20 protein-coding genes, 1 other RNA gene and 1 riboswitch are annotated in these 20,085 nt (G+C 39.8%); of the genes, 6 read left to right on the forward strand and 15 right to left on the reverse strand.

All coding sequences use genetic code 11. From position 1 onward, the window contains the following. Positions 1 to 96: 96 nt before the first annotated feature. Together IEV91_RS05745 and IEV91_RS05750 are read left to right on the forward strand one after the other, a co-directional pair. Positions 97 to 471 (forward strand): CidA/LrgA family holin-like protein, encoded by a 375-nt coding sequence (locus IEV91_RS05745; protein WP_188496459.1) that lies wholly within the window; start codon positions 97 to 99, stop codon positions 469 to 471. Continuing rightward, a complete protein-coding gene (locus tag IEV91_RS05750; protein WP_188496460.1) occupies positions 468 to 1,136 on the forward strand; it encodes a CidB/LrgB family autolysis modulator in 669 nt (222 codons plus the stop codon). Before IEV91_RS05745 ends, IEV91_RS05750 begins: the two co-directional genes overlap by 4 nt. A gap of 210 nt (positions 1,137 to 1,346) precedes the next feature. Here the strand turns inward: IEV91_RS05750 and ssrS are convergent. From ssrS to IEV91_RS05765, 3 genes are all read right to left on the reverse strand, one after another. Further along, positions 1,347 to 1,522: non-coding RNA, 6S RNA (ssrS, locus tag IEV91_RS05755), on the reverse strand. 60 nt (positions 1,523 to 1,582) lie between these two features. Then, positions 1,583 to 1,813 carry an excisionase family DNA-binding protein gene (locus tag IEV91_RS05760; protein WP_188496461.1) on the reverse strand — a complete coding sequence of 77 codons (231 nt, stop codon included), beginning with the start codon at positions 1,811 to 1,813 and terminating at the stop codon, positions 1,583 to 1,585. Between the two features lie 28 nt (positions 1,814 to 1,841). After that, a complete protein-coding gene (locus IEV91_RS05765) occupies positions 1,842 to 2,807 on the reverse strand; it encodes a bile acid:sodium symporter family protein (RefSeq protein ID WP_188496462.1) in 966 nt (321 codons plus the stop codon). A 161-nt stretch (positions 2,808 to 2,968) separates the two neighbouring features. Here IEV91_RS05765 and IEV91_RS05770 point away from each other — a divergent pair, with 161 nt between their 5' ends. Further along, positions 2,969 to 3,172, forward strand: coding sequence for a zinc ribbon domain-containing protein (locus IEV91_RS05770; RefSeq protein ID WP_188496463.1), 204 nt, complete (start codon positions 2,969 to 2,971; stop codon positions 3,170 to 3,172). A gap of 70 nt (positions 3,173 to 3,242) precedes the next feature. On the opposite strand, the gene IEV91_RS05775 is transcribed toward IEV91_RS05770, so the two are convergent. Beyond that, positions 3,243 to 4,004: a MerR family transcriptional regulator gene (locus IEV91_RS05775; protein ID WP_188496464.1), complete on the reverse strand. Its 762-nt coding sequence runs from the start codon at positions 4,002 to 4,004 to the stop codon at positions 3,243 to 3,245. A gap of 615 nt (positions 4,005 to 4,619) precedes the next feature. Between IEV91_RS05775 and IEV91_RS05780 the strand changes: the two genes are divergently transcribed. Beyond that, a complete protein-coding gene (locus IEV91_RS05780) occupies positions 4,620 to 5,387 on the forward strand; it encodes a GNAT family N-acetyltransferase (RefSeq protein WP_229745428.1) in 768 nt (255 codons plus the stop codon). Positions 5,388 to 5,494: 107 nt separating this feature from the next. After that, positions 5,495 to 5,539: riboswitch (PreQ1 riboswitch) on the forward strand. 8 nt (positions 5,540 to 5,547) lie between these two features. Continuing rightward, positions 5,548 to 6,033 carry a QueT transporter family protein gene (locus tag IEV91_RS05785; protein ID WP_188496465.1) on the forward strand — a complete coding sequence of 162 codons (486 nt, stop codon included), beginning with the start codon at positions 5,548 to 5,550 and terminating at the stop codon, positions 6,031 to 6,033. Positions 6,034 to 6,216: 183 nt separating this feature from the next. On the opposite strand, the gene IEV91_RS05790 is transcribed toward IEV91_RS05785, so the two are convergent. The 7 genes from IEV91_RS05790 to IEV91_RS05820 form a co-directional block, all read right to left on the reverse strand. Further along, positions 6,217 to 7,362 carry an ABC transporter permease gene (locus IEV91_RS05790; RefSeq protein ID WP_188496466.1) on the reverse strand — a complete coding sequence of 382 codons (1,146 nt, stop codon included), beginning with the start codon at positions 7,360 to 7,362 and terminating at the stop codon, positions 6,217 to 6,219. A gap of 1 nt (position 7,363) precedes the next feature. Beyond that, positions 7,364 to 8,485 carry an ABC transporter permease gene (locus IEV91_RS05795; RefSeq protein ID WP_188496467.1) on the reverse strand — a complete coding sequence of 374 codons (1,122 nt, stop codon included), beginning with the start codon at positions 8,483 to 8,485 and terminating at the stop codon, positions 7,364 to 7,366. A gap of 17 nt (positions 8,486 to 8,502) precedes the next feature. After that, positions 8,503 to 9,438 carry an ABC transporter ATP-binding protein gene (locus IEV91_RS05800; RefSeq protein WP_188496468.1) on the reverse strand — a complete coding sequence of 312 codons (936 nt, stop codon included), beginning with the start codon at positions 9,436 to 9,438 and terminating at the stop codon, positions 8,503 to 8,505. A 217-nt stretch (positions 9,439 to 9,655) separates the two neighbouring features. Beyond that, positions 9,656 to 10,762 carry a sensor histidine kinase gene (locus tag IEV91_RS05805; RefSeq protein WP_188496469.1) on the reverse strand — a complete coding sequence of 369 codons (1,107 nt, stop codon included), beginning with the start codon at positions 10,760 to 10,762 and terminating at the stop codon, positions 9,656 to 9,658. A 6-nt stretch (positions 10,763 to 10,768) separates the two neighbouring features. Further along, positions 10,769 to 11,419, reverse strand: a complete 651-nt coding sequence (locus IEV91_RS05810) for a response regulator transcription factor (protein ID WP_188496470.1) — start codon at positions 11,417 to 11,419, stop codon at positions 10,769 to 10,771. Positions 11,420 to 12,156: 737 nt separating this feature from the next. Next, on the reverse strand, positions 12,157 to 14,151 hold the full coding sequence (locus tag IEV91_RS05815; RefSeq protein WP_188496471.1) for a methyl-accepting chemotaxis protein: 1,995 nt from the start codon (positions 14,149 to 14,151) through the stop codon (positions 12,157 to 12,159). 200 nt (positions 14,152 to 14,351) lie between these two features. Further along, positions 14,352 to 14,846 (reverse strand): PaaI family thioesterase, encoded by a 495-nt coding sequence (locus tag IEV91_RS05820; RefSeq protein WP_229745429.1) that lies wholly within the window; start codon positions 14,844 to 14,846, stop codon positions 14,352 to 14,354. Positions 14,847 to 15,232: 386 nt separating this feature from the next. Between IEV91_RS05820 and IEV91_RS05825 the strand changes: the two genes are divergently transcribed. After that, the gene (locus IEV91_RS05825) at positions 15,233 to 15,931 is read left to right on the forward strand and encodes a metallophosphoesterase family protein (protein ID WP_188496472.1); all 699 of its coding nucleotides are present in this window, start codon (positions 15,233 to 15,235) and stop codon (positions 15,929 to 15,931) included. 213 nt (positions 15,932 to 16,144) lie between these two features. Here IEV91_RS05825 and IEV91_RS05830 read toward each other — a convergent pair whose 3' ends face one another. The 4 genes from IEV91_RS05830 to IEV91_RS05845 all read right to left on the reverse strand — a co-directional run bounded on the left by IEV91_RS05830 (position 16,145) and on the right by IEV91_RS05845 (position 19,849). Beyond that, positions 16,145 to 16,318, reverse strand: coding sequence for a hypothetical protein (locus tag IEV91_RS05830; protein WP_188496473.1), 174 nt, complete (start codon positions 16,316 to 16,318; stop codon positions 16,145 to 16,147). Positions 16,319 to 16,392: 74 nt separating this feature from the next. Next, complete coding sequence (locus IEV91_RS05835) at positions 16,393 to 17,487, reverse strand: threonine aldolase family protein (protein WP_188496474.1); 1,095 nt, start codon at positions 17,485 to 17,487, stop codon at positions 16,393 to 16,395. 82 nt (positions 17,488 to 17,569) lie between these two features. Further along, entirely contained in the window at positions 17,570 to 18,289 is a 720-nt protein-coding gene (locus tag IEV91_RS05840; RefSeq protein ID WP_188496475.1) for a YebC/PmpR family DNA-binding transcriptional regulator, read from the reverse strand. A gap of 186 nt (positions 18,290 to 18,475) precedes the next feature. Beyond that, positions 18,476 to 19,849 carry an RsmF rRNA methyltransferase first C-terminal domain-containing protein gene (locus IEV91_RS05845; protein WP_188496476.1) on the reverse strand — a complete coding sequence of 458 codons (1,374 nt, stop codon included), beginning with the start codon at positions 19,847 to 19,849 and terminating at the stop codon, positions 18,476 to 18,478. Between the last annotated feature and the right edge of the window lie 236 nt (positions 19,850 to 20,085).

Raw genomic sequence — 20,085 nt, forward strand, 5'->3', positions numbered from 1 at the left:
CCTCCATCATAGATAAATGGAATAGTTACTATGATTATTATTCATTTTACCTATAAAACTTCATGAACTACAATACTTTTATAAGGAGTGCTTGAAATGAAATCAATAGTTAAAGGGATCTTACAGATCGCTTTTTTTATTTTAGTATCGTTTGTTATGAATGTAATCACTGATTTTTTTCATCTTAAAATCCCTGGCAGCATCTTAGGCATTATTCTCATTTTTATTTTACTTAAAACAAAAGTGATTAAACTTAATTGGGTTGAAACAGGAGCAAATTGGCTTTTAGCAGAGCTTCTCTTATTTTTTATTCCTTCTGCTGTGGGCATCATCCAATACAAAGACCTTTTATATAAAAACGGTATTCAGGTTGTCATTGTCGTTATCCTCAGTACCGGACTTGTCATGACCTGTGCTGGCTTAGTAGCTGTCCAACTGGCGAAACGGAAGGAGCGTAAAAAAGCCTTATGATCATCACTTTGCTTTTCATTTTGCTTACACTCTTGATTTATTATGCATCGAAAAGGCTTTATCGCTGGAGCCCTAAAGTCTATTTAACACCACTATTAGTGACGCCAGTTGTCATTGTCTTATTATTGCTCGTCACCCATGTTCCCTTTCATTCCTATAATTTAGGAGGAAAGTGGTTAACTGCTATGCTACAACCGGCAACTATTGCTTTTGCTGTTCCATTATATAAATATTTCGATGTCCTTAAAAAACACGCAATAGAAATTTTAACAAGTGTGTTCATTGGGGCACTGATGGGCATGCTCTCATCAGCACTGATCGCTAAGTGGCTCCATCTTGATGTCTCCTTAATGGACAGTATGATTCCCAGATCCATCACCACGCCTATTGCAATGAACGTTTCATCACTGATTGGTGGTATTCCGACTGTCACCGCTATCGTTGTCATTATGACTGGAATCCTTGGATCCATTATTGGTCCGCTGATTATTCGCCTCTTCCATATTGATAACGATCTTGCACGAGGCGTCCTCTTTGGAACAGGGGCTCACGGTGCTGGAACGTCAAAAGCTTTTGAGCTAAGCTCCATTTCCGGTACGATTTCGAGCGTTTCTATGATATTGGCTGCCCTCTTCACCCTTTGCTTGGCGCCCCTATTGTTCTAAGCTAAACACAACCCCCAGCATCTTATAACGCTGGGGGTTGCTTATTTTTCACTTGAAAGTCCTCTTATAAAAAATCTGACCTGTGCGACTTCAGACTAGAATCTGCGCTCAGTTCCCTTTGCTGACCAAAACCGAATAACTTCTTCAGTTACTTTATTTTTTCAACGCACTTAAAAAGGAACCGATGGCTCGGTTCCTTTGTTTTCCTATGTATCGGCCGCGGATGTCGGCACGCACGTGTTTCAAAACCTGCTACTCACAGGTGGGTGTTCGCACGAAAATTTTCATCTTCCTCTAGGAGGCATGATGTCCACTTTCAGATGTAAAACTCCCTATTCTAATGCATCGGTTGAAACATCATCGCGTATCGAGCATTGCAGCTTCTGTTACTATTATAACACAAAGCTCTGGTAAATAAATAGCTAATTTTTACCATAACCTTTTGGCTAGTCCTCATCCTTAACATCCCAATCTTCTGGAATGGGTTCACTGAGTTCTTCTTCAATTCTTTTCTTTAATTTTTCCATCTGTTCAAGATGCGTCTTGAATTGTTCTTTGTTAATCAAATACTGCTCTCCATCAAAAACAGTGCGAATCCTTCTTTGTTGGATGAGCTTTTTGACTTGCGATTCAGTAAGAGAGAGATAATCTGCGGTTTCTTGTACTGTTAAATACATAAAAAAACATTCACCTTTTTCTTCATTTTTATGACACCTTTTGTTGCCTAGTGTCTTTTATTAAATAGATCTTGTTGAGAAAAAGACCGTATAGTGAAGCTAATACCTGTTGGAAAAGCATGCCGATAACAACCGGTACCACAACTGGGGCTGGAAAGTAAGAAACAGCTAGAACAGCTCCGGCACTAATATTCCTCATTCCTCCAGTATAAGTCATCGCAATGACAGTTCCCTGTGGTTGTTTTAACAGCTTTCCAATTAAAAAGGCGATGACATAACCTGAAAGTGCAATAACGAGCACTACAAGGGCAATACTGAATAATTTCATATTAATATGGCGTAAATAAGGGGCAACCACTGCGCCATTCAGCATGACGACAATCCCCAGCCCCATTTTTGAAAACGGGGATAAGCGTGGGCTTAATACTGTCTTGGCCTTCCCCCGTGTCCATTGATTAAGCGCCATGGCCACAAGCGATGGAATCACAATCATTTGCAAGAGACCCATCATCAAACTCAAGGGGTTTATCGTTACCGTTTGCCCAACGATTAGATGTAAGGAATAAGGCACAATAAATGGGGATAATAAGGTATCTATTAATATGATTGAAAGCGTTAATGTCGCGTGCCCTTTGTACATAGACACCCATATAAAACTGGTAATGCCTGTTGGTATCACCATACTGAGAACAAGGCCCGTGATCGTAAAATGGTCTCCGCTAAAGATCACCTGACCAAGCCCCCAGGCACATAATGGCATCATAATATGTAAGCTAAATAAAGTAATAAGGACAGGAAAGGGATGAACAACAGCTTCCTTCAAAGAATTAAAGTTTGAGCCTAGACTTCCTGTAAAGGTCATAAAGGCAAAAATCCACGGAATTAAAAAAGAAAATTCTTTAAGATATCCTGCTAATAGGACACCAATAATAACCCCAGTCGGTGTGATGAGTGGCATCATCTTTTCTAATTGCCGATTGACCTTGTTCAGCATAAAAGAGATTCGCTCCTTAATGTCAATATTATCTTCTAACCTTTATTATACTCCTTATCACTCTTCATATGGAAAGCTCCTATATCTAAAAAGACTGAAACTAAATTCTCCTCTAACCGTATATACTATTAGAAAACTTTTTAAGAAAGAAGATGAATGTGATGAGCGAAAAAGGCTGTATTAAATGTGGAAGCACAGAGACAGGAACAAAAGATGTTGCGATGACAGGAACGGGGCTCTCTAAAATGTTCGATATTCAAAACAATCAATTCTTGGTCGTCTTCTGTAAAAATTGTGGGTACTCTGAGTTTTACAATAAAAAAGCCTCAACAGGTTCCAATATTTTAGATTTATTTTTTGGCTAAAAGGCCTTATACATGTTCAATTAATCTATTCATCAAAAGAGCCTCACTTATCAAAGAGGCTCTTTTTCAATCACTTATTCCCGGTATAAATAAGGATGGCATCTCTAAGAAACGCAGCCGCACCAGGTTGCACAGCATCATAGTAAGCCGAAAACCTTTCATCCGCAACATACATGTGGGCCAGTCCCGCATGTGCTTCCTTAGTATAGTCGCTCCAATAGAAGTTCAGCCACTGTTTGTGTAAAGCGGCAACCTTTTGAGCCCCTTCACTTGCAGGGTCCCCGACACGCATCGCTTCTCCTAAGTCTTCCTTTATTTTTGCTTCTAAACATGTGACCATGTCGTATTCCTCTTTTGTCATATTTTTCAGCTTCGTATTGGCGCGATCAATCGTGTCTTCACCGTACTTTTTACGAATTTCTTTGCCATAATTCTGCTCATTTTCATCTATCCATTTTTGTTTAAATCCAATAAATTTTTCTCGATCCGACATTTTTATCTCTCCTTGTGCTGAAGCAATGGTTTTCTCGACATTTGCGATCAGACTATCTAATTGCTTCCTTTTTTCGAGGAGGTGATCTCGATGCTGACATAATGCTTTTTCTTTATTAAAGTGAGGGTTTGAAAGCATACGCTTAATTGTTTGTAAATCAACACCTAATTCCCGATAAAAAAGAATATGCTGCAATTGGTCTACCTCTTTTGGACCGTAAATCCGATAACCCGATGAATTGATTCTCGCCGGCTTGAGAAGTCCAATTTCATCATAATACCGGAGCGACCGCGAACTCACGCCTGCTAATCTGGCTAGCCTTTGTACCGTATATTCCATCTCATCCCCTCCTCAATACTTACCCTACACTTTTACGTTGCGTAAAGGTCAATAGAGTTTCTCGATTTTTTTAAAGCCAGAAAGCATAAAATTCTGGCCATCAATGAGGTATTGATCTCCGCCCCAGAACGCTCGCTTTCCTCATGCCCACAGGACGTGGGTAGGGTCGGCGTTCGACGCACAGGAAGTGCTAGCTTCGGCGGTGTCACACGGACGTGACGGTCTTAGCCGAAGTTCCTTAATGACGTGACGCTTTTAGCCGATCGTCCTTAGTGGCCTCAGCTAATTTTGGAATGGATAATTTCTGTTCCAAAATGGATCTTCGGACGCGTGCTGTTCCCGAAGGAGTCTCGCGTCTTCTGCTTCAATCAACTGGGTAGCCAAAGCTGCTTTAGTATAAGAAAACTTTTTAGTACCTAATCTAGGGAACGGGCATGGTTTTCGCCATTAAGGATCGGCGACAACTTTAATGTGTGAACGCGTATGTCGAACATCAGGCTGTGCTTAGTGAAGCGGAGAATTGCAAGCCAAGTTTTCTAACTTTTCTCCACTCCAAATCCCAAATATGATAAAATCGACGGAATACTATTATTTTTCTAAAGGGAGGTCCTTTTCTTGGTCCTGACTCAGGTTGACTCGGCTTACATTAAAAAGATTGAGGCATTATCTGCAAATGCGCTCCCCGCTCTGCAAACCACTTTATATGACGGCTGGATTTTACGATTTTCTAACGGCTATACCAAAAGAGCTAATTCTATTCATCCTTTATACCTCTCGACAGAAGATGTCCAACATAAAATAGACCATTGTGAGCATATCTATCGTCAAAAAAAGTTAAATACCGTCTATAAAATGACGTCCGCTGTTTCGCCCCCAGAATTAGATGTACTTCTTGAAAACCAGGGTTACGAAAAATCAGGCCAGACCAGTCTACAAATTCTTCCTTTACAGCAGCTAAAGCTTGCAAGTGACAGGCTACAGATCAATGTTTTTGAAACCTTTAACGAAGCATGGTTTAACGCTTTTTGCCTTCTGAATCATGTGGAGCTTTCAGCACAGGCCACTTTAAAAAAGATGCTAGAAAATCTCGTCCCAGAAACTTGTTTTCTACTTTCCTATCATAAGGACGAAGTGACCGCTTGTGGCTTAGGTGTTTTAGAAGAGGACTACCTTGGACTATTTGATATTGTCACACATGAAGCGCACAGAAGAAAAGGCTATGCCCAGAGCCTTATTTTACAGCTCTTAAATTGGGGGAAAGCAAAAGGAGCCCATACGGCGTACCTGCAAGTGGTCTTAGAGAATCTTCCCGCTATTCGTCTCTACTCTCAGCTCGGCTTCACTGAAGCCTATCAATATTGGTACAGGATAAAAAAGACATGAATAAGATACTAGAAATTTAGTCCTTTTTCACTGAAAAATACCGATTGTGACATTTTTCAATTGACCTGGCCCCTAAAGCTATATTATTATTAAACTTCGAGTGTATACTCGACGTGGTTCGAGACCCTCCCACGCTAAAAAACTAAGGAGAGATTGATAGATGAAATTAAGAGTCCTTATTGTAAACGGTATTCTCGCCGCCCTATACGTGGCCGTTACTGCCGTCATTGCCCCTTTTGGTTTTACCAATATCCAATTCCGGGTATCCGAGATGTTTAATCATCTCGTTGTCTTTAACAAAAAATATATTTACGGCATTGTTATTGGTGTTTTTATAGCCAATCTTCTTTTATCACCCATGGTCGGCTATGATCTTGTTTTCGGTGTCGGACAATCTGTGATTTCACTCCTCATCACCATTTTAGCTACAAAGTTTATTAAAGGCATATGGCTACGGATGATCTTCAATACGATTGTCTTTACCTTTATGATGTGTCTGATCGCGGCCGAACTGCATTTAGCCTTAAATCTACCCTTTTTAATCACCTGGCTAACGGCTGCTATTGGTGAGTTTGTCGTCATGGCTATTGGAGCACCAATCATTTATATGATAAACAAACGGCTCAACTTCGAAAAAGTCGTTTAAAACCTATGGGTTTGACCCGGTGGAGCCTGCCCCTTAACCAAAAAAGAGCGTTTGCCTTTATAAGGCAGATGCTCTTTTTCTTATAACGTCAGAAATCATAATTTTATGGAAGACCTTATAAGTGCAACTTTGGCCTATCGCCATTTAAGGATTGGCGATAGGTCAAGTTTTCTAATGGCACTCTTAGATAAAATTATTGACATTATTATTTCGCCCGAACTTATAAACAGCAATTAAGAAGAAGGCGCAAGCGAAGGCCAGTAAAATGAAGATATTTAAATACACCTGAGAGAAATGCTGACCTTGCTGTAATTTATCAATGGTATCGAGTAACCATGTTTGAGGTAAAAAGTGGGCTATTTTTTGCACCGTCTCTGGCATAATGCCACTCGGGAAGAAACACCCTGATAATAAACACGATGGTGTCACAATGAGGTTAAGCATCGCATTTCCAGCTGCAGAACTAGTCGCAAAGGCAATAACCGCTAAGGATAGACCAACAGCAACCAGAGCAAAAAGAATTAGTGTTACGAACATTTCCCACACCGGCATACTTAACTGAATATGAAAGACCTTAGTCATAAAGATAAGAGTGACAATAATTTGTCCGATCATGATCAACAGATTTGTTATGATATTAGAAAGAACATATTTCTTAGAATCAATCGGTGTCGATAATAACCGGAAATACGTACGGCCTTCTTTTTCCTGAGTAATCATTGATGATAAATTCCCTGCCGCAATGAGCATAAACATCAAAAGAAATCCGATCGCTTGATACGTCATATCGTTATTTTTCGAAGTATCATTGAGTGTACCCGTCGTCATTTTAAAAGGCGCTTGTTGATAATCAGTATAAAGGCGATGAAAGGTCTCTTGATCTCCTTTGCCGGCAAGACTTAAATCATTAATATTATCGATATATTGATTTAAATAAGATTTAACAAAACCTGTCACCGTAGCGCCTTTTATGGAAACAATGTTTACATGATCAGGATGTCCATTTTGAATACTTTGCGTATAGCCTTTATCAAAAGTCACGACACAATCAAGTTGACCTGATGACACTTTATCCTCCACGTCTGCGGCCTTAATCTCCTTAACCTGAACATGGTCTAGTCCCTTTATAAACTTCACTGTATTACTAGAAATCATGCTATGATCATGATTCACGATACCGACATGCAAAGTACTCGTATTTGAGCCCCCATAGATAAGGATTGAGACCAAGATGCCGATAATAGGCAACCCTACAGTAAAAAATAATTTCTTCTTATCCTTAAAAGTGACCTTGAACAAATTCTTAATTAACCAAATCACGTCCTTCATTCTACAGTCCCTCCCGTCTTCCCATGGATATGATCGCAATCAATAAAAACACTACAGAAATCCCGAGATTCAAAAACGCTGCATGAATTGCTGGAGTCATATTATCGGAGTATATCACTTGAGTAATAGCATGATTGGCCCAATGCAGTGGTGAAAGCTGCATTACATTGTTCATCAATCCGCCACCATCCTCCACTTGAAAATATGCCCCACCAAAGAACGCTGCTAATTGTATGACAACCATAATGATCGCCTGCGAAGCTCCAGACGTTTTCGTCATATAGCTCATACCCAGTCCGAAACTAATCGCCAGTACTATCTCAGTAATTAAGACAAAGAAGACAATCCCTAAATGCTCTCCCCAATTGGCCTTAAAGACGTATTTACTAAAAAGCACAACAATAAGTGTACACAACACACTCGTTAGAACACCACCAAAAATCTTTCCAATAAAAATTTCTGCTTTTGAAATTGGCGCAACCACTAGACGAGTAGCCGTTCCTATAATTCTTTCACCACGAATGAGATAACTCGCTGACATCGCTCCAAATAATGCAATCATGGTGGTCATCGTGATAGCATAATAATCCATAGCTCCAGGTTTTTTTAAAGAATGGAGCCCAGTTTCCTTAATAAAGTTGGCCTCACCACTGTTTGGTGTCACCTTACTTAGAGCATTAGGAGACACCTTAGCGACTGTGCTTATCATATTGTATTTATCTACAAAGGCACTGAGCATCCCTTCAATAACACTGCCTTCAATGCTATTTTTATTACTCTCATACATCTTAATCTGACTATTGGTCACTTCAATATAAGCGCCATATTTGTTTTCCTTAACAGCTTTTTTACCATCCATAGTTTCTGTAGCCTTTTTAAAATGGACACCTGAATCCGAAAGGCCTTCAGTAAAGGTTTGAAAAGCCTGAGAGACTGACTGATTGGCTGAGTCTTTATAAAGGACAGGAATATCGACCACTTCTGTCGTTGTATTAAAATCACTTGAAAGCGCTGTTCCTAGGATCAGCATAAGGACAATGGGAAAGGCCAAAAGAAAGATGAGCGTGCGAAGATCACGAAAATCACGTTTCATTTCCTTAAGGGCCAAATTAATAATATTCAATCAACACACCCCCCTTGTTAATCCCGCAAGTTTCTTCCTGTTAATGTTAGAAAAACCGTATCTAGATTAGGTGCCTGTTCTTCCACTGTGCGAATCTCTATACCTGCTGCTATAAAATACTGAATAATCGTGTTCAAGTTATTCACATCTGCACTGGAGTTAATTTTTATGACGTCCTCTTCGACCTTAACCTCTTTTACGCCATTGATAAGTTTAAGCTGTGATAGATCAAGAGTGTCAGTTGAATTAATCCCAATCCAAATATCCTTTGTGTTAGTAATAATTGCTTTAAGTTGTTCTTTAGTGCCTTCAGCTATAATCTTCCCATGGTCGATGATCGCAATCCGGGAGCAGATTTCTTCAACCTCTTCCATGTAATGACTAGTGTATATAATCGTACACCCCATCTCATTGAGTTTTCGAACAGAACTGAGAATATAATTTCTTGATTGGGGATCAATTCCCACTGTAGGTTCATCCATAATGATAAGTTTAGGTCGATGAGCAATGGCACAGGCAATATTTAAGCGCCTCTTCATTCCACCTGAAAAGGTTTTAGGAAAACTTTTTGCTTTATCACTTAGTCCTACAAATTTTAAAGCCTCTTCTACCTGTTCTTTTAATTTTTGTCCACGTAATCCATATAACCCTGCAAAAAATTGTATATTTTCATAGGCCGTCAAATCTTCATAAATAGCAATATCTTGTGGAACCATACCAATATGACTCTTGGCAAACTTTTTATTCTTGGTAACATCCTTCCCCAAGATCCTTATCTCACCTTTCGTGTGGTGTAAAAGGCCAGCGATCATGTTAATCGTCGTACTCTTCCCTGCTCCATTTGTACCTAAAAAACCAAAAATTTCCCCTTCATCTATAGCTAAAGTCACGTTGTCAACAGCAATAAAGTCACCAAATTTTCTTGTTAAATGCTTCATCTCTAAAACTTTCATGCACTCACCTCATCGATTTACTTTAATAAGTTTGTTCCTAGCGATCGCTTTTGTAAGGTCAATAGAAAAGCTCAGCTTATTGCCACTTCCCAATTGCTAAAGGACGCATTTTTTCTTGTTAGCTTGCTTATAGTATAAAACGAAAGGATGAACTCACGGCAGTGCATAAGTTCATCCTTTTCACATGAGAATTTTCATTTTTTTAATATGAGGAACCTCACATCATGAGCGGAAGTAAGGTTGTCACCGAAAAACCATTAGAGCCATCAACAATAATAGTTCCGTTGATCGCCGCTGTCCGTTCTTCCATACCAATAATGCCGAGACCCTTCTTGACCTTTTCGACCCCTCCCCCATTGTCCTTAATCTCAAGCCTAATAAACTTATTTAATACTTGAATATCAATTGAGACTCTTGTCGCGTTAGCATACTTTAAAATATTCGTTAAACACTCGCCCGTATTTTCTAGGATAACCTTCCACTGAATTGGAGTGATTTTGTCCATATTCCCTTTATAGGTAAAAGGCGCAAGAATATTATGTTTTGAAGAAAATTCATCGATTAACAGTCTTAAGCGATTAATTCCCAATTGTTCTGTTTGAGGCTTCATGTTTTTCAGTGTCTTGCGGATGCTCTCAATACCTTCTTTAGAAATGTTAATCGCATTTTGCAATAATTCAGCGGCTTTCTCCGGATGGGATTCCATGATGCTTTTTGCCGCCTCCATCTGGATCAAAGCCCCTGTCATCGAATGCCCAATACTATCATGGATTTCCTGTGACAAGCGATTCCGTTCCTCTAACTTCGATGTATATTCTTGCTGTTTAATATAAGCTTGATTTTCATTCAAATTTTTACTCAGTCTCTGCATATCTTTACGCAGTTTATCCAGCTTAGCGATATAGCTCGTTATCCGTTCGCTATATAGAGACGCCATTTGAAATACCAAAAAGCTAACTAAGGTCACAAAGCCATATTGAATTTGCATCCGTTCACTGATGATGAATTCTGGAAGAAAAGAAATGAGAAGGGCGATCCACCCTTTGCGTTTGTCATAAGACAAGAATTCAAAGAGACCTATAGGCAATAGAAAAATGAGGGATGGGTAGATTTCTTTTTGCATTCCCAATATAAAGAGCAAAGAAAGAAGTAAAATAAAGTTTTTTACCTTTTTATTTTTAACAATATAAATCAAAATGTTGAGACAAAAATAAATAAGTAAGCTGAAAATACTCCACGCAAGCTCTTCATTTTGTGACTGAGTATAAGTAATCGCCAAATAGAGCAATAAAATGAGTTTAGTCATGATAATCCAAAAGTCCATAATCGTTTACTCAGTCTCTCCGACTGTTCCTTTTATATAATAAATGGCGATCTGTGTCCGATGCTCAAGGCCCGTTTTCCCTAGAATAGAGGTGATATAATTGGCCGTTGTTCCTTCTGAAATGTAAAGTTGCTTCGAAATCGTTTTGTTTGATAAACCCTTTGCAATCAAAGCCATAATATCAAGTTCCCTTGCCGTAAAAAGACTGGTATCAATCTTCGGGTCCTCTTCCTCTTTTGTCTTTAAGTTCGACTTCAGCTTATCTAAGACAACATCCTGCATGACGGTGTGACCATTATGCACTCCTTTAATGGCATCGCGAATCCGTTCAGGATCAGTATTTTTTAATAAATAGCCCTTTGCACCATTTTTGATAGCGTCGAGAATATATTCATCATCGTCGAAGGTTGTTAAAATGAGCGGCCTCGTTTTGGACTGCTCGGAAATATACTTTGTCGCCTCAACCCCATTCATATTAGGCATCCGTACATCTAAGAGCGCGATGTCAACATCATGGGATAAGCAATAATCAAGGGCTTCTTTACCGTCATTTACAGTCATGACCACTTCAAATTCATTGTAAGTACTTAAAATAATTTTCATGCCTTCTCTAATAAAGGAATTATCATCTGCTAAGAGTATTTTAATTTTTTCCATCCTTATTAAAGTGAGACTAAGTCTCCCTTTTATTCCCCCCTACCGCTTTACTTTTCCTCATTATATCCTAAAAAGAAAAATTTCCTAGGGTACTATCAATCTTCTATACCCACTTCCTTCGCTAAAGCTATACGCTCTCCCCTAAAAAACAAGCCTCAATTCGCATCGCGTGTTGTCCATTGATATAACTTGTGACATCATGGGTAGTTGGATTTCTGCTCCAAATCGCGGGCACTAAAGAAGCAGCAAACTAACATACGAGGCTCCGCTACTAACAAATAGCGCACGAATCAAGAGTGAAACTAACAAAAGAGCGTTGCGCACGCACATATGAGGCGCCAGACTCACAAAAGAATTGCCGAACTAACATTGTCAACTGCGAGTCAAAAAACATCAGCAGGAATAAAGTGGATTGGAGTGTAAGGTGCGAGACTCCAGCGGGAACAGCACGAGTCCGAAGATCCACTTGCGAAAACAAATCGACCAACGCAAGTTAGCTGAGGCGTGCCCGCGGAAAGCGAGCAGCCTGGAGCGGAAATCCACACGATTATCTTCTACGTCGCAATTTATTTCAACTTCTAACATTCATGACCTTGAAAAAAGCCACACTTTTCTAGAAAAAAATCAAAACAAAGACGCCTACCACAAGTGCAGGCGTCTCTCGTCACAATACTTAATTTCAAACTATGAGCAAATAACCACTTCGTCATTGCATAGATCGGTATGATGTGTATCTATTACACTTTAAACTTCTCAATAATCTGTTGAAGTTCTTCTGCCATTTCCGATAATACCTCAGCGGATGATGAGATTTCTTCCATGGAAGCGAGTTGTTCTTCTGTAGAAGCTGAAACATCTTGAACACCTGCTGACGTTTGTTCTGAAATCTCAGAGACTTCTTCAAAGGTTTTTACATTTTGTTCTGTCCCAGCATTAATTTCTTGTACTGAAGCAGAGACGTTTTGAATCTGTGAAGTCACTTCATCAACAAATTGTTTAATATTTTTGAAGGATTCACCTGCGTGATTCACAATGTCAATTCCTTTATCCACTTCCGTCTTACCGAGTTCCATTGATTTTAATGCCTCATCGGTCTCACTTTGAATCGTCGTAATGACTTGTCTTATTTTATCTGTAGATGTCGCTGATTGTTCAGCGAGTTTTCGAACCTCGTCTGCAACAACCGCGAAGCCTTTACCTTGCTCACCGGCACGGGCCGCTTCAATTGCTGCGTTTAGAGCCAAGAGGTTGGTCTGATCAGCAATTTCTGTAATTACCCCAATAATTTGACCGATATTCGCCGAATGCTGACTGAGTGTTTTGAGTTTATAAGCTAAATCACTCACCGTTTTTTTAATAGATTGCATCTGTTCAACGGTAACCTCAATGGCTTCATTTCCCTCTTTCACGATATGAGTTGTTTCTACGGCCGTGGAAGACACTTTATTAGAACTTGTAGCAATCTCTTGGATTGTCTGAACCATGTCTAAAGCTGACTGCGTACTCGCTTCAATACTTCTTGATTGTTGTTCGGCGCCAATTCCTAACTCTTGGATGGCTTGGGTAATTTGTTGTGTCGCTTGACTGTTTTGATCCGTGCTCGCAGATAATTCTTCAGATGAAGCAGCCAGCGAAGTTGCTTTCTCGCTGATTTCGGAGATCACGGTAACTAAGGATGAACGCATTTGCTCGAAGGAACGTCCCAGTTGTCCGATTTCATCTTTAGACTTAAGAACAATAGGCTTACGTAAGTCGCCTTGACTGACTTCATCAGCCGATCGAATGAGTTGTTTAATCGGGCGGATGATCATGCGAACAACAAAATAAATAAGCGCCCCGCCAAGAATTAACGCAACGATTAAAACGATCAGCGATTTCAATAATATCGGATGAACAGCATCAGTCACTTCACTTTGATACATTGTACCAACGATTTTCCAGCCTGTTAGATCATTGGTTGCGAAGACCATCTTTTTCTCTGCATCATCAGATTGATAATTAAACTGACCGGATTCCAATTTATTTACTTTTTTGTAAACCGCAAGTTTTGGTGTTGTGCCTGCCTTTTCAGTTGGGTGAGAAATGTATTTATTGGTTTGATCTAACAGAATTAAATAGCCAGATTCTCCAATTTTAATTTTTGACATCATATTGGTGAGACTATCAAGCTTTAAATTGACAGCAACAACACCCTTACCGTCCTTTGTGGCTTGAGCAATGGTGACCACCATTTTTTTAGAGGATTGCGAGACATAAGGCTCGGTGATAATCGCTTTCCCTTTATTCTTCATAGCCTCTTGATACCACGGACGCTCCCTAGGATCATAACCGGGAGGATTTTTAAAAGAAGTAGGCGCGTTCATAAAAGAACCCGTTTCCGTTCCTATGTATGTTTGCTCAACATTAGGCGAGGCGTCTTGAATCTGATTCAATAAAGTTCTGGTCGCCTCATCCTTATCGTCTTGGATTGCTGAAGCATCAATAGCATGAGAGAGATAATCTATATTTTGCTCTTGAGCACTTATAAACTGATCGATCGTTTGATTAACGATTTTAACACTATTTTGCGCAGAACTGGTGATCTGCTCGTCCATCTTTTTCGAAGTACTATCCAATGAAAAATAAGTACTAAAACAGATAGGCACAATTAAAATAATTAAAAATGAAATCATTAATTTCGATCTTAATGTTTGCCTAAAAAGGATGTTTTTAAATTTCGATAGAGTATTCAATACCTTTTACCTTCTTCCTTGATGACTTGTCGCACGCATAGTGTAATATCGTCATAAATTAAGGAAGAATCAAGAGATTTCTAGGCATTGTAATAATACTATTATTTTCAAAAAAACGATCAATTAAGGTAAAGCGATTTCATCCCTATCAGGACAAGACGATATCAAAAACAAAGAGATATCCCGATGCCCCCTACTGCTTACTTTTTCCTCTTTATAATGTGGAACGTACTTGTACAGTGGGCTATTTTCACCTCATCATCACGAAAGGCACTCGCTTCAAGCACAATCGTTTGCGTTCCTTTATGTATTATCTCAGCGATCACTTTTATCGATTTTCCTATGCCCGGAGCAATATAGTAGATGTTTAAATTGGAAGTGACTGCTCCCATATCTTCCGGTAACACATCATTGGCGAGCGTTCCCATAGCGGTATCTAGCAAAGTTGCCGTCATTCCCCCATGAAGAATATGTGCTGTGTTCTCTGTTAGTTCATTAATAGGAATGGTCATGATACATCGATGTTGATCAACAGTCCGTTCCATTTGTAGGAGTTCAGAAATGTAAGTGGTCTGTGGCTCCTGAAGTTTTCTTTTCACCCCACTTAGAAGTTGTTCTAGAATCTCCAAATCTTTTTCAGAAGAGGCATTCATAATATCTTGGAATAACCCCTCAACTGCATTTCTCTTATCCATGTCACTCATCAAATCCTTTACACACTTTAGAATGGTCTAAACCCTTTTATTTAAATCTCGCCATTTAGCACGCTAAAATAGGGTAAATCTCTCGTTAGTCTGTTATTAGTTGCTAATCTCTGCTTGGTTGACACTCTAACAAAAAATAGCGTCATATTTTACTAAAAAATGGGTCAACTCTTGTCCTCTCGTGAAATTCCTATATTGGACAGCCCTTACATAAACAGTCTAAGTCCGATAGTCCAGTGGTGTCAATGATGACCTCTCCTTCTTACCTAAAGTGCCTATTTCCGACTAAAGTTTTATTTTTTCACACTTTTTGTCCGCAATGATATTTTACACGATTGAAACATGATAAAATAAGCGTAAAAAAAGGGGGGCTACTTATGAAGAGAATGCTTGTCATTAGTGATATTCATGGGGAAATTTACAAGTTTGAACGTCTACTTGAAGAGACGTCCTACGATCCTGCACAAGATCAGCTCATTTTATTAGGAGACTATGTCGATCGTGGCCCAAGCCCAAAAGCCGTCATTGAAAAAGTCATGGCGTTAAAGGCACAAGGAGCAATCTTACTTAAAGGCAACCATGAGGACATGATGGAAAAAGCTTTTCAAGATAAACAACGTTTGAAACACTGGTTTCGCAATGGCGGACAAGAAACCCTTAAAAGTTATGGATATGAAGTACCAGAAGTGCATGATCTTGATCAACTTGTTGCCTCATCTTATCCACTCAAAAAAACAGAAACACTTGCCAAGCATCTTGAATTCATTCATCAACTTGATCATTATTATGAGACAGAGGACTTCATCTTTGTTCATGGTGGTGTCCATCCAACTACCCCTATCAATGAAACTGATCCTTACCTATTGATGTGGATCCGCGATGAGTTCCATCATGGCTATAATGGCGAAAAGCCAGTTGTTTTTGGACATACACCTACAGATCATTTTCATGATGGATTTGGCGTCTTTTTTGCGACCAATAATATTATTGGTATCGACGGCGGTTGCGTTTATGGCGGCCAATTAAATGCTCTAGAATTACCGAGTAAAAAGACCTACTCAGTGAAAGACATATAAAGCAACATCGACACACCGTTTACTCTCCTCATCCTAAGAAAAACTTGGCTTACACCAAGTCCTTATCCATGAAGACAAGTTTTTCTACTGATCACTTTATGGCTTCGATGGCCTATACTTTTCTTTTTAAAAAAAGAAGCGTCTCATCGTTGAACGCTTCTCTTTGTTTTATTATTTTTATTGGGCCAGGCCTACCGGCGTTTCCTCTCCTTCTTAGCTCCCCATTTTCCGTCGCGTATTACTTGGTTTCTTGGATAATTGTGATTTTAATGTTTGTGGTTTAACAGGCGAATTCTTTCCAAATTTGCCTTGAGCTTGGGCTTGTTGTTTTTGCGCTAATTTTTGTTTCATAGCCTCAGCTAAGTTTATTTTCTTTTTTTCAGTCATATATACTCTCCTAAAGTATGATTATCTTGGGCTCAGGTGAAAGAACACTAGTGCACAAAGATGTTTAAAAAGGATCACGCTTGTGCTTTCATTTTTTCATCGAGTAATTGAAAAAGCTCTACTAAGGCTTCCCTTGAAAAGTTGCTATAAAGGTCACCTATACTCACTTCATAATAACAGTGATTCTCATCCGTTTCTACAAGATAACTCGTTAAGCCAATATTAGTTGCTTGATAGACCTCTATTAAAACAGCTTCGACCTTTTCCTTCGGAAGGGAAAAATGAACATGGAACATATTCGATACTGGCTCTACCGGACGCGTTGAAACGCCGTGACACTGATTAAATAATTGAGCTAATGCCTTTGCCCCCTCATAATATTGCCCCATCTTTCCAATTCTTTGCTCGAAATAATAATCAGAGCTAACAATATAAGGATAAAGACTGATCAAATCGCCACCGTGACGTCGCTTCCACACCTTTGATTGCTCCGTAAACGCTTTTGGTCCCGCCAGGATGGCTCCAGCAATCCCATCGATACCTTTATAAAAAGACACATAAACACTATCAAACAGCTGACAGATTTCTGCTGCTGATTTTTGATAATAGGGGAGGATTTCAAAAAGTCGCGCCCCATCTAAGTGCAGCTTAATCCCTTGCTTTCGACAATAAGCACTTATCGCTTCAAGCGTTTCATAAGGAGGCAATTGCCCGCCAATTTCACGTTGCGGAAGTTCCAGTAATAAACAAGAGATTGTTTCATCAAGCTCGTAAATATCTTCTAATTCTATTAATCTTTCTTTATCCCCTAATAAAATAGCTTCGATATGATGTAATTCCTTTAAGCCCTCTTGTTCATGAATCTCTAAATGACAAAGCGGATGATAAGCAACCTTTTTACTCCCCTTCTCATCGCACCATATTCTTAACGCAATTTGTTGGGCCATCGTACCACTTGGGAAAAAGACTGCGGTCTCCTTTCCAAGATATGTCGCTATTTTATTTTGAAACTCTTCTATGATTTTCCCCTTGCCGTATATATCGCTTTCAGTGTCATCCTCAATGTTACGAAAGGCTTCTTTTAATACTCGAATCGTCCTCTTGCCATTACCCGCAATGCGGTAGTCTGTTTGTCTAAATGCTTCCAATAGTGCATTTTTTTCAGCCATTCTGGTCCCTCCTACTTCAGCCTGCACTCTCCCATGGTGTAAAATAGGCAGACCTCACGATGAGGTCTGCCTTCCACAGGTTTTACTCCCCTAAATCTACGTTATGATACACTTGCTGGACATCTTCTAAATCATCAAGGGCATCAATGAGCTTTTCAAATTTAGTCTGTGCTTCTTCTGGCAAAGTCACGTCATTTTGGGCAAGCATTGTGATTTCTGCCACCGTAAACTCAGTAATACCCGCCGCCTTGAAAGCTTCTTGCACGGCATGAAATTGATCCGGCTCTGCATAAACGATCACAGCATCCTCTTCTTCAAGGATATCCCGCGCATCAACATCAGCTTCCATTAAAATCTCAAGGACCTCATCAGCAGATTTACCTTCAACCCCTATGACGGCTGTTTCATCAAACATATAGGAGACTGACCCGTTTACCCCCATATTGCCGCCATTTTTACTGAAAGCCGCTCGAACATCCGAGGCTGTCCGGTTCACATTATTCGTCAATGTATCCACAATAACCATGGAGCCATTCGGTCCAAAACCTTCGTAACGGAGTTCATCATAGTTTTCTTCTGAGCCGCCCTTTGCCTTTTCAATCGCACGATCGACAATTGTCTTCGGTACACTATAGGTTTTAGCCCGTTCAAGAACGACTTTCAAGGCTTGGTTAGATTCTGGATCAGGTTCCCCTTGCTTAGCAGCTACATAAATTTCGCGTCCAAACTTGGCATAGATCCGACTTGTATTAGCATCCTTAGACGCTTTCTTTTCTTTAATATTATTCCATTTACGTCCCATTATTGTACACTCACTTTCATCTATAAATCTCAGCAAAAATATAAAACCAACCCATGGTTGAACTCATATTTTCATTGATAAATTGAGATGTATTGAAGAGTTTTTTCCTTCGCTAAATATTATTATACAACATTTGCTTTATCTGTTTCGAGTTTAATTATCAAGGATGAGAAAATGTCCCTGTGACTACTCACGTCCTGTCCACCTTAGCCCCTTTGGAAAGTGGTTTTTCAATGTGCCGTCAGCAAGCTTTCCCCACCCTATCGCATACCCTTCCACTTCAATCAGATACCAACCCTTTGGCCCTGCTCCCTGCAACGCTTCTCCTCTTAGATAGGCCCTAACTTCTCTGGAATCCTGATTCAGACTTAAATAATGCTTAACTTCTTCCCTTTTTAAAGAAAGCGCTAATGCATGTGAAGGTTCGAAACGATTTTTTTTCATCGTTCCTAAATGCCAGCCTGGACGAAGGACCTTTAAATTCTTGAGCGAGAGCATCTCTTCAGGAACCACGTACAAGTGATCACCGAACAATAAAAAAGGACCCTGAGGCGTTATGTGTAAATTTTCCTGAGCAAACTGAAAGTAATCCTTCAATTTTTTTTGATCTGTTAGCGTTTCGGCGTATTGGCGTTTGCTCGGCTCGGCTCCTTCTTTTTTTCTCAAGACAGCTATATAATGGCCTTCCCCTTGGATATGGTGCGGCCATAAGCGTAAGGTCTCATCTAGATGCTTTGCCGGTTCATTCACCCACGCCATTCGCCCATGGTCAAAGCCTTCATAGGCATGAACATGCTCAATGTCGAAATGTGGATTTTTATTGATAAACTGACTAATCACCTCTTCATTTTCTTCTGGAGAAAACGTACAAGTGGAATAGACAAGCCGTCCCCCTGGTCTTAACATGCTCGCCGCATCGTTAAGAATATCAATTTGCCGCAGGGAACAGTTTACGACATTTTCAAGACTCCATTCCGCCCTCGCCTCTGGATCCTTTCGAAACATCCCTTCACCTGAACAAGGCGCATCCACTAAAATCCGGTCAAAGAAACTAGGGAATCTATTGGCAAGTCGTTTAGGGGTTTCGTTGGTTACTACAGCATTTCTGATTCCTAGCCTTTCAATATTTTGAGAAAGAATTCTCGCTCTTGAGGGGTGTATTTCATTAGCAAGCAAAAAGCCTTGTTGGGCCATCCTTGCTGCGAGATGTGTTGTTTTCCCCCCTGGAGCTGCACATAAGTCTAACACTTTTTCCCCGGGCTTCGGGTCAACCATTTCTCCAACGGCCATAGCACTTGGCTCTTGGATATAGTACACGCCCGCTTCATGGAAAGGATGTTTCCCCGGTCGCTCCTCTTCGTTATAAAAAAAGCCTTCTTGAACCCAAGGAATCTTCTCCAATTGAAAAGGGCTAATCTCTAAAAATTCATCTACTGATCCTTTTAAGGGGTTGACCCTTAACCCTTGCTTTTTGCTTTCTTCATAGCTTTTGATAAAAGCTTCATATTCATCTTTTAATAACTCCTGCATTTTTACCTGAAAATCTATAGGGAGTTCCATTCATCCATCACCTCAGAACGCGCTTCCTTTATGGCTATCTTATAGTAAAACTCGTCTCATTAGCCAACATTATATCATGTTACCGAAGGAGGTACAGGACTTCCGATGAACACTCGGTTGCCATGCTCATTCACTAAAGAACGATTAGGATAGGAATTATTCTCTTAAAAGCAGCTTCTAAGTCTAATGTTTTTGGAAAAACTTTTAGCTATTATAAAGCCATTATTTGATACAAG

Origin of the sequence: Pullulanibacillus pueri (assembly GCF_014639255.1) — a bacterium.
GTDB lineage: Bacteria > Bacillota > Bacilli > Bacillales > Sporolactobacillaceae > Pullulanibacillus > Pullulanibacillus pueri.

Bases quoted from the DNA above. Each gene is read 5' to 3' on its own strand.
- IEV91_RS05805 (WP_188496469.1), bottom strand. From the start codon at position 10,762: ATGGACTTTTGGATTATCATGACTAAACTCATTTTATTGCTCTATTTG.
- IEV91_RS05765 (WP_188496462.1), bottom strand. From the start codon at position 2,807: ATGCTGAACAAGGTCAATCGGCAATTAGAAAAGATGATGCCACTCATC.
- IEV91_RS05800 (WP_188496468.1), bottom strand. From the start codon at position 9,438: ATGAAAGTTTTAGAGATGAAGCATTTAACAAGAAAATTTGGTGACTTT.
- IEV91_RS05775 (WP_188496464.1), bottom strand. From the start codon at position 4,004: ATGGAATATACGGTACAAAGGCTAGCCAGATTAGCAGGCGTGAGTTCG.
- IEV91_RS05845 (WP_188496476.1), bottom strand. From the start codon at position 19,849: ATGGAACTCCCTATAGATTTTCAGGTAAAAATGCAGGAGTTATTAAAA.
- IEV91_RS05840 (WP_188496475.1), bottom strand. From the start codon at position 18,289: ATGGGACGTAAATGGAATAATATTAAAGAAAAGAAAGCGTCTAAGGAT.
- IEV91_RS05750 (WP_188496460.1), top strand. From the start codon at position 468: ATGATCATCACTTTGCTTTTCATTTTGCTTACACTCTTGATTTATTAT.
- IEV91_RS05785 (WP_188496465.1), top strand. From the start codon at position 5,548: ATGAAATTAAGAGTCCTTATTGTAAACGGTATTCTCGCCGCCCTATAC.
- IEV91_RS05810 (WP_188496470.1), bottom strand. From the start codon at position 11,419: ATGGAAAAAATTAAAATACTCTTAGCAGATGATAATTCCTTTATTAGA.
- IEV91_RS05790 (WP_188496466.1), bottom strand. From the start codon at position 7,362: ATGAAGGACGTGATTTGGTTAATTAAGAATTTGTTCAAGGTCACTTTT.
- IEV91_RS05770 (WP_188496463.1), top strand. From the start codon at position 2,969: ATGAGCGAAAAAGGCTGTATTAAATGTGGAAGCACAGAGACAGGAACA.
- IEV91_RS05745 (WP_188496459.1), top strand. From the start codon at position 97: ATGAAATCAATAGTTAAAGGGATCTTACAGATCGCTTTTTTTATTTTA.
- IEV91_RS05830 (WP_188496473.1), bottom strand. From the start codon at position 16,318: ATGACTGAAAAAAAGAAAATAAACTTAGCTGAGGCTATGAAACAAAAA.
- IEV91_RS05820 (WP_229745429.1), bottom strand. From the start codon at position 14,846: ATGGATAAGAGAAATGCAGTTGAGGGGTTATTCCAAGATATTATGAAT.
- IEV91_RS05835 (WP_188496474.1), bottom strand. From the start codon at position 17,487: ATGGCTGAAAAAAATGCACTATTGGAAGCATTTAGACAAACAGACTAC.
- IEV91_RS05825 (WP_188496472.1), top strand. From the start codon at position 15,233: ATGAAGAGAATGCTTGTCATTAGTGATATTCATGGGGAAATTTACAAG.
- IEV91_RS05760 (WP_188496461.1), bottom strand. From the start codon at position 1,813: ATGTATTTAACAGTACAAGAAACCGCAGATTATCTCTCTCTTACTGAA.